Genomic DNA, 13,671 nt, shown 5'->3' on the forward strand with positions numbered 1-13,671 from the left:
TGAATGAATCGCGAACAAGACATTGAACGCCGCTCGCATGCGTACCGCAAGGAATACCGGGAGGCCACGCCTGCCTGGTATCGGGGCGAATTGCATCTGGGCTTTACGCTGGTTTTCACCGTGGGCGTGATCGTCTGGTGCGCCAGCCAGATTGCCGGCGCGACCTGGCAGCAATGGGTGGGGGTCGTGCTGCCGATGTTGGTCTTCGGGAACTGGGCTGAATGGGCCGGCCATCGCTTCCTGCTGCACAACCCGAAGAGCTGGATCAAGCCGGCGTACCGGCGCCATGTCGCGACGCATCACCAGTTCTTCTCGCACAAGACGCTCGACTACCACGGCCATCAGGACTGGCGTGCCCTGCTGTTTCCGCCGTTCGCGCCAATATTGTTTGTGCTGGCCGCACTGCCCATCGCGCTGCTGCTCGGCACGGCCTGGACGCCGAATGCCGGCTACATCGCGATGCTCACGATGGCCGCCTATTTCCTGATGTATGAGGGATTGCACACGCTGTCGCACATCGAGCATCCGTTGCTCGACAAGCTGCCCCTCGTCAACACCGTTCGCCGCATGCACGTGCTGCACCACAACCCCGACTTCATGCACACGCGAAACTTCAATCTCACGTTTCCTTTGTGCGACGCGCTGTTCGGCACCAGCGACTTGAACAAGGGCGTTCTGGGCACGCTGTTCAACGGCATGTCGGATGCGGCACGCCGGCCCGAGGACCAGGCAAAGGTCGATGCGCAACGCCAGCAGCGCGCGCCGAAGACCACCGAAGACTTCGCGGAGCAGCCTTCTTCGGTTCGGGTGGATTCGCCCTCGCTGTCGTCACGCAACGGCTGATCGCTCGATGAGCCGGCGTGCCGAGCCTGGTCCGTCGTACGACTCACTGGTCGCCTACGCCTTCGAGACTTACGGCCGTGCGGGCGTGGCGGGTTCGTGCGTCCTGCTGCAGGACAGGCTCGGGGTGGATGTGGTCGTGCTCCTGTACGCGATGTATCTGGCACGCCGTTGCCATGTCATCCTTGATGACGAGGCACTGCAGGCGTCGGACGCTCGCGTGGTGAATTGGCGCCGGGAAGTGATCGCGCCACTGCGCTCGCTCCGACGCCGGATCGGGAGCGTCCCAGGGGTCTCGCAAACCGTGTTGTCGCCGACCCGGCAGCGCATCAAGGAGGCCGAGCTCAGCGCCGAAGTGGCCGCATTCGCGCTTCTTTTCCGGGAGGAGGATGGCGACCTGGGACAAGGTGACCGTGCCACGGCCGCACCACTGGTTTCGCGCGTTGCACGTTTTTATGGGTCGCAAAGCGGCAATGTGATGACGCTCCGCGATGCCAACGTCAAGGAGGCGATCACGCGCTTGACTGCCGAGCTGAGGGCCTGAACCCAATCAGGGCCGGGAGAACCACGGCGGGCCGACTCAGAGCCCACGTTGAGGAGCGCTGGTTCCGCCGGTCAGGATCATTCATCGCCCAGACCCTTGCTGCGTCGTGAAAACACTGCCCGCGCGGCGCGCAGGCCTATGATGGGCCTGTGAAGGACCTTCGATATTTCGACCCTCACCGGCGCGCGACGTGGCTGGAGCTGTTCTTTGACCTGATCTTCGTTGTCGCCCTGCGCGACGCCGGCGAGATCCTGAGCGAAGCGCATGGAGGCCACATCGGGGCGCAGCAGTTCCTGCACTTCGTGCTGGTGTTCCTGCCGCTGTGGTGGATCTGGGTGGGCCACACGATCTACGCCAATCGCTTCGACACCGACAGCCGCCAGCACCGGCTGTCCACCCTGCTGATCATGTTCCTGCTGATCGTGATCTCGGCGCAGATCTCGGCCGGCGCCCAGGCACACTACGCGCTGGCCGTAGCCTGCTACTGCGGGGCGCGGCTGATCATCGCGGTGATGTACTTCGTCTCCAGGAGCAAGCACCACGACCGGGGTGGCTTCGCGTCGACGGTGGGCGCCGTGTTCGCCGTCGGCGCCGCGATCAGCCTTTCCTCGGTCCTGTTGGAGCCACCGTGGAGCTACCTGGTCTTCTATGCCGGGATCGTGTTCGACATGGCGGCGCTGGTGCTGCTCAGCCGGAGACTGCACGTCGTGCCGGCACACGCGGCACACCTGGTCGAACGAGTCGGCCTGCTGACCATCATCATGCTGGGCGAATCGGTGATCAGCATCTCCGCGGCGCTGGCGGACATCGCCTGGAACCGATCCAACGCCATCGCCGCAGTCAGCGGATTCGTCATGGTGTCGGCCATTTGGTGGATCTACTACGACAGCTTCCACCTGCTGGAACAGCGCAAGTTGGCGACCGGGCACTCGATCCTCTATTCGCACTTCTTCCTGTTCATCGGCCTGGCGCTCCTGGCCTCACTGATCCGGCATGCGATCCTGGACGACCTCGACCCGGGCGACTTCCGTCAGCTGGCCGCGGTCGGTACGGTGCTGTTCTTCCTGGGCAAGCAGTACGGCTACTACATGGAGGTGCCCGAGCTGCGGCCTTACCTGCTGACCAACACCGCGGCCGTGTTCGCCCTGACGGCACTCGTGCTGATGTTGCCGCTCGGGCTCGGCGCCATGCTGGTGGGCATCACGGCGACCATGATCTGCTACGTGCTGCTCAACCTGCGCTACCGCCACCTGGTGCGCGCCAGGCAGGAGGCGGCCTGAGCCGCTGCTGCGCAGCTTGAAGGAGGAGAAGCAGACTTGGGCTGACCGTATTTGTGCTGATTTCGTACAGGTGCACAGCATTGCTGCAGCGGGCCCTCAAGCGTCCTGAGTCCCGGCGAAGCGTAGCCGAAGGCCGTGGGGAACTTGTTTTGGAACCGCAAGCAGTCATTCATCGCGGGCGACAAGGCACGCTTCGATCTGCTTGTCGCCCATGATGGACTTGCCGGTAGCACGGCTCATCGTTGTACGAATCCGACCCGCGAGGTCCATGGTCATGGCCGAGCGAGAAGCGCGGCAGGGCCGGTTCTCGCTAGGGGCGCAGCTGAACGGGGGCCTCCCTTTGCGAACTATGGTCACCGGCATCGCAGGTCGTGCGCCAAAATCGTCTGGCGCCTTCTGCACATGGAGCAACCCGGTTGGGTGACTCCCGCTTCAGGTGCAGTCATGAAGCTATACGAACGCTGTGCGAACGAAATTGCCGAACTGATCCGCACCCGCATGCTGCGGCCCGGCGACCGCCTGCCGTCGGTGCGAGCCGCGATCGCCGCGCGCGGCCTCAGCCGCAGCACTGTCTTCGAGGCTTACTGCCTGCTCGAAACGCGCGGCCTGATTGAGGCGCGCCCCCGCTCCGGCTATTACGTGAAGACAGGCCTCGCGCACACTAAGCTGCAGGCGCCGGCGGATTCGAGGTCCGATGGAAGAGCCAGGAACGTGGACATCGGCCAGCTCGTCTTCGAACTGCTCGGTCCGATGGCGCGCCACGAATTCGCTCCGCTTGGCTCGGCCTTCATCAGCCCGTCGCTGTGCCCGCTCACGCGATTGGCGCGGCACCTCTGGACCGAGATGCGCGACCTCGATCCTTGGCGCCTGATCGAGGACCTGGCGACCGGCAATGAGGCGCTGCGCCGCCAAATCGGGCTGCGGTACGCCACGAACGGCATCGCCGTCGAGTCCACCGAGGTGGTGCTGACCAATGGCGGTTTGGAAGGAATGAACCTGAGCCTGCAGGCGGTCACGCAGCCCGGGGACGTGGTCGTGGTGGAGTCGCCCACCTTCTATGCGGCGTTGCAGTCGATTGAGCGCCTGCATCTGCGCTCGCTTGAAGTTGCGACCTCGCCGTCCCTGGGAATCGACATCGACGCGCTGGCCGCGGTGCTGGAACGCCAGCGCGTCGCGGCCTGCTGGCTCATGACCAGCTTCCAGAACCCCCTTGGCAGTTCGATGCCCGAGGATCGCAAGAAGGCGCTGGTCGCTCTCCTCGCGAAGCATGCGATTCCACTGATCGAGGACGACGCCTATGCCGAGCTCTTTTTCGGCGCGAAGAGGCCGCTGCCGGCCAAGGCCTTCGACACCGAAGGTCTGGTAATGAACTGCGGCTCCTTCTCGAAGTGTCTGGCGCCCGGCTACCGCGTCGGCTGGGTGGCAGGCGGACGCTTTGCAGCGAAGATCGAGCAGATGCGTCTTATGTACACGCTCTCGCCGGCCATCCCTGCGCAGGCCGCCATTGCAGCGTACCTTGACCAGGGCGGCTACGACCGGCACCTGCGGCGCATGCGCAAGGCGCTCGCTGGCTATCTGGCCGTGGCCGTTGAGACCGTGGAGATGTACTTCCCCGCCGGCACGCGCATGGCGGTGCCGGAAGGCGGCTATTTCTTATGGGTCGAATTGCCCAAGGCCGTCGACGCGATCGAACTGCACACGCTCGCGAGAGAACGCGGCATCAGCCTGTCGCCGGGGCCGCTGTTTTCCGCCGCCCGGCGCTTTGGAAACTGCGTGCGGCTGAACTACGGCCATGGCGGTGACCCGCGCTTTGTGCCCGCACTGAAGACCGTCGGCGAACTCGCGACGCAGTGCGCGGCGAGTCGTCACGCGCTGGCCAGCGCACGGCAATAGGGCAGACACTTTCCTCTCCGACTGGCGCCATCCGGCGTAGGCAGCCTGCCCAATCTTTGCGGCTCGGAAACTTGTCTGCCCGTGGGGCTTTGCCTTCAATAGGTTCGAAGCTTCGTCGTCTCGACCGATCGTGGACAGCACGGCGCGATGCCGGTGTCAACGCTCGTGTGCGGCGACATTCTTGCGGGCAGTGGGTGAACGTTGTCAGCTCTTCAGCTTGGTTGAGGTCGATCGACCTCAGCGATCTGGCCCGTTCAATTGCGGCCGATCTGAACCTGTTCTGTTGATCCTTGCCAGCCGAGAATATGCCCAGGTTCGAACCCGCTTCCTTTGAGGTCCGAGATTGAGAAGTTCCTTGAAGAAGACGGCTCAAACACCGCCATTCGACAGCTGCGTCAATGCCCCGCCCTCGACCCGCAGCGCGAAAGCGCGCGGAAACCCTCAAGACCCCGAGCTCCGACAGCACCACGCCTGCGCTCTGGTCGCCTGCGACCGACTGTTCCCTCTCGGGGCTTGTTCATTGAAGCCCTGGTCATTCGCCCGTTCAGATTGCTCTCTTCACCAGAAAGATGGAGATTCCCAGATGTATGCAACGCCATTGATGAAGATCGAGGCGCTTCGCTCGACAGCAAACGCTCGACGCCGCGCAGACGGATATCCTCAACTTGCCAATCTGCCACTGCAACCGAGCCTGAAGAGGATGTCATGAGCAGTGTTCCGGTAACACTCCACCCAGGCGAATTGCTCGCCCGGGCGATCGACGTGATCGAAGTGGCGTCGCACCATATTTTCAGTGAACAGGCACCGGTGAGCTTTCGATCTCCGACGGACCTGATGGCGCTGAGCCCGGACGAACAGGATCAGATCCGACGTACCGAAGACTTGAGCTTCCAGTCCCGTCCGGCGATCTCCGCGGTCAATTTCTGCCTGCGCTCTGCGATCTCCTTGCTTGCCGTGGCGCATTCCCTGACCGAACCATCGCACGAAATGTCGCCGTGCGATCGGGAGCGGGCCTGGAAGCAACTCGCCGTCCACACCAAGCTTGCGGGCCGCGCGGCCTATCGGGCCTCGCTCATTCTTTGCGACCCGAGTGCCGGTACCGTGCGAGGCGAATCCATCATCACCCCGCCGCCGAACGCCATTCAGGCCAGCCTGCCCTTGGAGCCAGGCAGCGGCACAGGAGAAAAGGTCCGCATCCTCGTGGTCGACGATGACAGCGTCATTGCGCTGCTGCTGCAGCGAACGCTGGCCCGGCTTGGTTACGAAGTGGCCGGTGTCGCCTCGACGCGCGACCAAGCCGTAGAGATGGCGCAACGCACGCAGCCCGACCTCGTGCTCATGGACATCAATCTTGGCCCCGGAGGCGATGGAATCCAGGCCGCCGAAGCCATCGTGCATCAGCGGCGCACGCCTGTAATCTTCCTGACCGCCTATTCCGAGGACCCAGTCCTGGGACGCGCTCGCGGAAGCGGCGCATATGGCTACTTGCTGAAGCCTTTTTCCGAGCGCGGCCTGCACGTGACCATTCAGATGGCACTCGAGCGCTACCGCAGCGAAAGCCTCCTGGCGGACAGCGAAAGGCGTCTGAAGCATGCCCTCGATGCCATCCGCGAGCCCATGGCCCCGGAGGGGCCCCATACGCAGGCACTGGCCTGATGGACTCGGCATCGGCGTGCGCGGCACAGCCAGTGCCGAACCCCGTGGCACTTACAGGCCAGATGTTGGCATCCGACCCGCAGTTCGCAACGCTGCTCACCGACGTGATCAACGCACTTCCGGCGAACGTCGTAGTCCTCGACCGGGAAGCGAACATCGTGTCGGCTAACCACCGCTGGCGCGAATTCGCGCGCAGCGAAGGGCTGGCGAGCGGGTCTGACGGGATCGGCCTCAACTACCTGGAAGTCTGTGATCAGGCGGTGGGTGACGATGCCAATTCCGCGCACGAGGCCGCGGCGGGCGTGCGCTCCGTGCTCAGCGGTAACGCCCGGAACTTTGCGCTCGATTATCCGTGCCATTCTCCCACCGAGCGGCGCTGGTTCCAGATGACGGTGGCTGCGCTCGGCACAGGCGGGCCGCACGGTGTCGATGGCGTGATCATCATGCACAGCGACATCAGCAAATTTATGCGCGCGGACGAGGTGCTGGCCGAGACCAAGGAGCGCTTGCGCTTCCTCTACGACCTCACCGAGGCGACACGCGGGCTGACCGACCCGACGCAGATCATGGCCACGACCTGCCGGATGCTTGGCAAACAGCTGCGTGCACACTGCGCGTACGCAGAAATGCACGAAGACGGCGACCGCTTCGACATCGTTCATGACCACGTGGCAAGCTGTGCGGGCGCGCAAGCCAACCACCTCCTGTCAAGCTTCGGCGTACAAACGGCTGCCGAATTGCATGGCGCCCGTTCGCTGGTGCTTCGCAACACCGCCCTCGAACTGCCATCGGCCGAGGGTAGGGAGATGTTTGCCTCGATGGGCATCGAGGCGATCATCTGCTGCCCGCTGACCAAGCAGGGCCGCTTGCTGGCAATGATCGCCGCCCATCAGGCGTGGCCCCGAGACTGGACCACGGGCGAGATCCTCACTTTGCAGGAAGCCGCCGAGCGCTCATGGGCCGCCGTCGACAGACTCAGCGCCGAGCAGCGGCTGCGAGAGAGCGAATCGCTGCTGCGCATCGCAGGCCATACGGCCCACCTCGGAGGCTGGGCGGTGGAACTGCCCAGCGGGCGGGTCGCCTGGTCCGATGGCGTCTGCGAGATCCTGGAGGTGCCCGCCAACACCGTGCCCAGCCTTGAAGAGGCCTTTGCGCGGTGGGCACCGCAGTCGGTCGGGGTGATCAAGGCGGCGTTCGACGCCTGCGCGCAGGACGGCGTGCCGTTCGACGTCGAACTCGAAATGCGCACGGCCGCCGGACGCGCCATCTGGGCGCGTTGCACCGGAGAAGCGCAACGCAACCTTGCCGGCCGGACCACGCGCGTGCACGGCGCGCTGCAGGACGTCACGCTGCAGAAGCGCGCCGAATCGGAACGCGCGCGCTTGGCGGCGATCCTTGAGTCGACCACCGACTTGGTCAGCATCAGCGGCGCCGACGGGCGTCTGCTGTATCTCAACTTGGCCGGCCGCAAGGCGCTCGAGGTGGAACCGTCGGAAAACCTGGCCGATATCTCCGCCTGGGACTTCGTGTCGCGTCCCGGCGGCGAGCTTGCTGAGGGCGTGCTCACCGCCATGCGCGAGGGCACCTGGAGCGGCGAGACCGTCCTGACGACCCGCAACGGCAAGGAGATCCCCGTGTCGCAGGTCCTCATCGCACATAAGGGGGGCGATGGCCAAGTCACCTCGGTGTCTGGGGTCATGCGCGACATCAGCGAGCGCAAGAGGACCGAACTCGAGATCGCGAGCAGCCACCAGGAGCTGCAGCGCCAGCGCATGGAGTTGCGCATCCTATTCGACCTGATGCCCGCGATGATCTGGTTCAAGGACACGCAGGACGTCATCGTGCGCCTAAACCGTCGCGCCGCAGAGGCCGTCGGCCAGACCGTAGACGCGATCGAAGGCCGCCCCGCGGAGGAGATTTATCGCGACGCCGCGCTGATGCGCGCCGACGACCTCGAGGTGATCCGCTCCGGCCAGCCCAAGCTCGGTGTGCTCATGAAAAGCCACAGGCCCGATGGCGAAGTCATCTGGGTCCAGACCGACAAGGTCCCATACAGCAACACAGCCAAAGAGGTCATCGGCATTGTGGTGATGTCCCAGGACATCACCGAACGCAAGCGAGACCAGGACCGGCTCAGCGAAATGAACCTGGAGCTGGAGGCGCGCGTGCGCTCGCGAACCGCGGAGCTCGAACTGGCGCGCGACGGTGCCGAACAGGCCAGCCGCGCCAAGTCTGCCTTCCTCGCCGCCATGAGCCATGAAATACGCACGCCGATGAACGGGGTCATCGGAATGATCGACCTGCTTCACCGCAGCAGCCTGATGGGCGAACAGATCGAGATTGTGGACCTGATCCGCGACTCCGGCTTCTCGCTGCTGGGCATCATCGAGAACATCCTCGACTTCTCCAAGATCGAGGCTGGCAAGCTGACGCTGGAGGCGCAGCCACTGCCTTTAGGCGACTTGGTGGAGAACGTCTGCGCCATGCTCGACCACAAGGCGACCAAGGGCGGCGTTCACCTCACGGTGCATATCGATCCAGACATTCCCTCCCAGCTCGTGGGCGACGAAACGCGGTTGCGGCAGGTGCTTGTCAATCTGGTCGAAAACGCGATCAAGTTCACCAGCGGCCGCGCCGGCGCGGGGCAGGTATCGGTGCGCGCCGTGCTCGTGGCGAAAGAGAAGGACGGGGTAACGGTCGACCTCGTCGTGACCGACAACGGCATCGGCATGGACGAAGCGACCGTTGCCCAGCTGTTCACGCCATTCTCGCAGGCCGATGTCTCGACCACGCGCCGCTTCGGCGGCACTGGGCTGGGCCTGGCCATCTCCAGCATGCTGGTGGAGTCGATGGGCGGGAAGATCTCGGTCGCCAGCTCGCTGGGCCTGGGATCCCGCTTTACGGCGCGGCTTAGATTGCCCACGCCAGCGAACGAGCCACTAGAGACCGACGACTTCTGGTCGGTGGCAAGGGGCCTGCGCTGCCGCATCGTCGGCCAGGTGCAACCGCTCGCATGCGACATCGTCGACACCCTTCGCCATGCGGGCGCGGTGGTCGACTCCTTTCCTGACCTGGACAGCCTCGCAGGGGCTGAGTGGGCACCCGGCGAGCAGTTGCTATTGATCCTGCCCGACCAGCCGGCAGACGATCCGGCCCTGCTGCGTGCACTGGTGCCGCCGCATCACAACAGCAAGGTCCGCTTTATGGTGTTCGGTTGGGGTGAACGCCGTCGACCGCGCATCGAAGCGGCCGACCTGCTGCGCATCGACGCCAGTGCCCTACCGCGTCGCACCCTGTTCAAGGCGCTCGGCCTGGCCTGCGGCCGACTGCGGGCAAGCCCCCAGGCCGACGAGCCGCCCCCCCCCAAGACACCTCCTCACTCGGGCGCAGGCGAGCCATCGGCATCGACCACAAGCCGCGTGCTGATCGCCGAAGACAACGACACCAACCGCAAGGTGATCCTGCGGCAACTGGCATTGATCGGCTTCTCCGCAGACATAGCTGCCGATGGGCGGCAGGCCCTTGCGCTTTGGCGCAGCGGCTCCTATTCGCTCGTGCTCACCGACCTGCACATGCCCGTGATGGACGGCTATGCGCTCACTGCAGCAATCCGCCGCGAAGAACCTGCCGGTGGCCACACTCCGATCATCGCGCTGACCGCCAACGCCGTGGGCGACGAGGAACTGCGCTGCCTCTCGGCCGGCATGGACGCCTACTTGAGCAAGCCGGTGCGTCTGGAGGATCTCAAGGCAGCCCTCGATGCGGCAATCGCCCTCCCCGCCCTCGAAGCACCGGCGGACTTGCGCGTCCTCACGGACTTGATCGGCGACGACCCGCTCGGCGTGGCAGAGGTGCTCGGCGCCTTTCGTGCGTCCGGCGCGCAGGCCCGCGAAGCCATGTGGCGCGGATGGCAAAACGATGACCTGCGCTCGGTCGCCGACAGTGCCCACAAATTGAAGTCTTCCGCGCGCGCCATCGGTGCGATGCGCCTGGGCAAGGTGTGCTCGGAGCTCGAGCAGCAAGCGCAGACGGAGCATCCGGTCGGCCTCGACACGCTGATGAAGCGCTTCGACCACGAGATGAACCTCCTTCAACACTTCCTCGATGCCCGCCAGGCCGATGCCGGAAGATAGCCCACCAGTGCTCTCGCCGCCTGCGATGGTTCTCGCCGTCGACGATGACGATTTCATGCGAGACCTGCTGCAGCGCACGTTCACGACCGCCAAGCTCGGTTTCAAGACCTTCGTCTCGGCACAGGACCTGCTTGCACATGCCGACCTGCAGTCGCCGGCCGTGCTGCTTCTCGATGTTCGCATGCCCGAGGTGTCGGGATTGAAACTGCAGACCTTGCTGCGCGAGCGCGGCGTGCTGCTGCCGATCATGTTTCTCGCAGGAAGTTCGGACATCGCAATGGCGGTGACGGCGATGCGCAACGGCGCCGTCGACTTCGTCGAGAAGCCCTTCGACGCAGCGGATCTTGTGGCGCGCTTGCGTCGCGCATTCGCTGTCCATGTATCCACTCCCGCGCGGCCGGGAAGATCCGCCACCTCGGCGCACGCGGGGCGGCTGGCGGCGCTGACGGCGCGCGAGCACGAGGTGTACGACCGGATGGTGCTCGGCATGACCAGCAAGGAGATTGCCGAGGAATTGGGCGGGAGCTTCCGCACCATCGAGATTCATCGAAGCCGTGTGTTGGTGAAGATGGGTGCATCCAACGTAGCAAACCTGGTCCGTCGGAGCTTGATTGCCGTCGAAGGCCAATGAGGCCGCGCGCGCCAGCCTTAGGCGCCTCTGGGCTATCTCGCTGCATGACGCAACACCTGCGGGCGCCGCTTCATTGGTTCGACTGTCTGGCCGCTAGAAGCCGAGCCAGCCCGTCCTATTTTTTCCATCAGCCAACGGTTCGATGAGCGGGCGTCGACCTTCCCGGTGAGGGTTTGCTCCACCCGCATGGGAGGTGCCCACCCCTGCGGGATGTCCACTTTGGTTCGCTCACCCACGAAGCTCAGGAACAGGTTCTCAGCTCATGCACGCTTTGAGTCGGCGCACGGGCAACAGCGTTCGGGAAGTCGTCGAGCAACCCATCAATAGGCTCGGGTTGATGGACAAGAAAGCCTTGCGCATAGTCGACGCCCATCCGCTTGAGCTGCGACATCACCGCCGGACTTTCCACGAACTCTGCAATCGTCTTCATTCCTACGACCTTAGCGACGTCAACGAAACAGCGCACAGCCGCTTCATTGAGCGCATCAGTGAGCATTTCGCGCACGAACTGACCATCGATCTTGAGAAAATCTACCGACAACTTCTTCAAGAATCCAAACGAGGCCGTGCCAGAGCCGAAGTCATCGAGCGCGACTCGGACACCCCGACTTCGAAGCGCGACGATGAAGGCCGCGGCTTGCACAAGGTTCGAAACGCCCGAGGTTTCCGTGATCTCGAGACACAACTTCGAGCAAAGGGCCGAACCGGCCTCGTCGAGCTTCCCGCATGCCCAGACGTGAAAAGCGGGATCTCCTACCGAGTGGCCGGACAGATTGACGCTGAGCATGTCGATGCGCGCCTGGTTGGAGGCGCTGCGCAGCCAATGGAGTGTTCGAAGCAGCACCCAACGGTCAATTCGCGACGAGAGGTTGTAGCGCTCTGCCGCAGGAAGAAATGCGCCAGGCGGCACCAATGCACCATCGCGTGCGACCATTCTCAAGAGAACCTCTGCATGCACTGCGTTCGCAGGGCGGTTGAGGGGTACGATGCGTTGCGCGAACAGTTGGAATCTGTTCTCGTCCAGCGCTTGTTCAATCTGCATGGCCCACCTGAGCCCTTCTTCCCGCGCTTGCACCGCCAGGTCCGTTTCCCCCCAGAGGTGCACCCGGTTGCGCCCTGCCTCCTTGGCAGCGAAGCAGGCGGCGTCGGCGGCTTGTAACAGCACGGCCTCCGATCGCCAGTGGTCATCGATTCTCACCACGCCGATGCTCGCACCGACTCGAAACTTCAGTTCGCCATGAGCGAACCTGAAATCTTCCATGTGATCGCAGATTTCCTGCGCCAGGCGCCTTGCGTCATCGAGGGCGCAGTCTACGAGGATGACTGCAAATTCGTCGCCACCCAGCCTTGACACCGTGTCACCGCCTCGGACCGTCGCGGTGAGCAGTCTTGCGAACTGCTTCAGGAGCCGATCGCCCGCAGCATGGCCGCACGCATCATTGAGCCGCTTGAACTGGTCAAGATCGATGTACATCAAGGCGTGCCGAACTCGCGTGGTGCGGGTCGTATGGAGCGCGCGCCCCAACTGCGTATCGAATTCAGACCGGTTGGCGAGTCCGGTCAGCATGTCATGCGTGGCCCGATAGGCAATCTGCGCATACGAACGGCGCTGTTCGGTGACGTCGCGAAAGACACATACTTCGCCCAACACACTGCCGTCTTCTTTGAGGATGGGAGTCACGGACTTTTCGATTCCGTACCTCCGTCCGCCACGCGAGACGAGCAGATCGTAGCTGCCCGACTGGCTTGCGACCACGGAGGCATCAGCGATGACGCATAGGACTTCCGACAGTCCTCTGCCCTGGGCCTCGCTGGTCGACCACCCCGTCAAACGTTCAGCGACAGGATTGAGGAGACTGACGTTGCCCTCGGCATCGGTCGTCACAATTCCATCCGCCACCGATTGCAGCGTGACGCGAAGCAGCTCGTGTTGCTCGGACAGGCGGCTCACAAGTCTCAACGTCTCCCGAATCGCGTAACGGCCCTGCAGCGCGTGGGCTACGGTGCGCGAAAGGCATCGAAGCGTTTCGCGCTGCTTTTCGCTCAGGCGACGGGGCTTCCTGTCCATGACGCATAGCGTCCCGACGCATATTCCATCGTTCAGGAGGACGGGCGCGCCGGCATAGAAACGGATATCGGGCGAACCCACAACCAGGGGATTGTCGGCAAACCGGCTGTCCTGCATTGCATCGGGAACTTCGAACAGGTCGCTACCGAGGACGGCGTGGTCGCAAAACGCAAACTCGCGCGGCGTTTCGGCGGTGCCCGGAAGTCCGACATTGGCCTTGAACCATTGCCGGTCACGGTCGATCAGGCTGATTAGCGAGATAGGCGCGCCACAGATTTCCGCTGCCGTTCGCACGATGGCGTCGAACTCGGGCTCTGGCTCGCTGTCGAGAACTCTTAACGCGTTAAGCGCTGCAAGAGATGCCTCCTCATTCTTGCGCTTCGGCGCGGCTTTCATCTGATAGGGCCCCGCCAAGGCTCGATGCCCTGCACACCTCCCGGCAAGGGGCGGTCATCATCAAATGTGATCCTGGACGTGGGTATCAATCCAGTCACCTTCACCCTCGTTGAGCGCGTATTCCATTGCATGACCTGCGTCGTCCTTATATGCGTGCGAACCCGAGTTGCCCCGGAGGCCGGCGATCGGCCGTCGACGGTGCCTTGCGCGGCACCGTCCACTCTCGAACA

Annotated in this window: 8 protein-coding genes; 7 read left to right on the forward strand and 1 reads right to left on the reverse strand. The window is 63.9% G+C overall.

The features are described 5' to 3' along the window. The first annotated feature begins 3 nt into the window (after window positions 1-3). The 7 genes from E5P3_RS19705 (at window position 4) to E5P3_RS19735 (ending at window position 10,977) form a co-directional block, all read left to right on the forward strand. Window positions 4-843, forward strand: a complete 840-nt coding sequence (locus tag E5P3_RS19705; RefSeq protein ID WP_162587511.1) for a sterol desaturase family protein — start codon at window positions 4-6, stop codon at window positions 841-843. A gap of 7 nt (window positions 844-850) precedes the next feature. Then, window positions 851-1,384 (forward strand): TIGR02444 family protein, encoded by a 534-nt coding sequence (locus tag E5P3_RS19710; RefSeq protein ID WP_162587512.1) that lies wholly within the window; start codon window positions 851-853, stop codon window positions 1,382-1,384. A 149-nt stretch (window positions 1,385-1,533) separates the two neighbouring features. Beyond that, entirely contained in the window at window positions 1,534-2,664 is a 1,131-nt protein-coding gene (locus E5P3_RS19715) for a low temperature requirement protein A (protein ID WP_162587513.1), read from the forward strand. Between the two features lie 144 nt (window positions 2,665-2,808). Continuing rightward, complete coding sequence (locus E5P3_RS19720) at window positions 2,809-4,557, forward strand: aminotransferase-like domain-containing protein (RefSeq protein ID WP_332107386.1); 1,749 nt, start codon at window positions 2,809-2,811, stop codon at window positions 4,555-4,557. A gap of 705 nt (window positions 4,558-5,262) precedes the next feature. After that, window positions 5,263-6,213 (forward strand): response regulator, encoded by a 951-nt coding sequence (locus E5P3_RS19725; protein ID WP_162587514.1) that lies wholly within the window; start codon window positions 5,263-5,265, stop codon window positions 6,211-6,213. A 62-nt stretch (window positions 6,214-6,275) separates the two neighbouring features. Then, entirely contained in the window at window positions 6,276-10,346 is a 4,071-nt protein-coding gene (locus E5P3_RS19730; protein WP_162587515.1) for a PAS domain S-box protein, read from the forward strand. A gap of 25 nt (window positions 10,347-10,371) precedes the next feature. Then, a complete protein-coding gene (locus tag E5P3_RS19735) occupies window positions 10,372-10,977 on the forward strand; it encodes a response regulator transcription factor (RefSeq protein WP_269473982.1) in 606 nt (201 codons plus the stop codon). 241 nt (window positions 10,978-11,218) lie between these two features. On the opposite strand, the gene E5P3_RS19740 is transcribed toward E5P3_RS19735, so the two are convergent. Further along, window positions 11,219-13,441, reverse strand: coding sequence for an EAL domain-containing protein (locus tag E5P3_RS19740; protein WP_162587517.1), 2,223 nt, complete (start codon window positions 13,439-13,441; stop codon window positions 11,219-11,221). Window positions 13,442-13,671 lie beyond the last annotated feature (230 nt).

The organism is Variovorax sp. RA8 (assembly GCF_901827175.1).
Taxonomy (GTDB): domain Bacteria; phylum Pseudomonadota; class Gammaproteobacteria; order Burkholderiales; family Burkholderiaceae_C; genus Variovorax.

Excerpts from the sequence above, each read along its gene's own strand:
- E5P3_RS19705 (WP_162587511.1), top strand. The coding sequence starts at position 4 with ATGAATCGCGAACAAGACATTGAACGCCGCTCGCATGCGTACCGCAAG.
- E5P3_RS19710 (WP_162587512.1), top strand. The coding sequence starts at position 851 with ATGAGCCGGCGTGCCGAGCCTGGTCCGTCGTACGACTCACTGGTCGCC.
- E5P3_RS19725 (WP_162587514.1), top strand. The coding sequence starts at position 5,263 with ATGAGCAGTGTTCCGGTAACACTCCACCCAGGCGAATTGCTCGCCCGG.
- E5P3_RS19730 (WP_162587515.1), top strand. The coding sequence starts at position 6,276 with ATGTTGGCATCCGACCCGCAGTTCGCAACGCTGCTCACCGACGTGATC.
- E5P3_RS19735 (WP_269473982.1), top strand. The coding sequence starts at position 10,372 with ATGGTTCTCGCCGTCGACGATGACGATTTCATGCGAGACCTGCTGCAG.
- E5P3_RS19740 (WP_162587517.1), bottom strand. The coding sequence starts at position 13,441 with ATGAAAGCCGCGCCGAAGCGCAAGAATGAGGAGGCATCTCTTGCAGCG.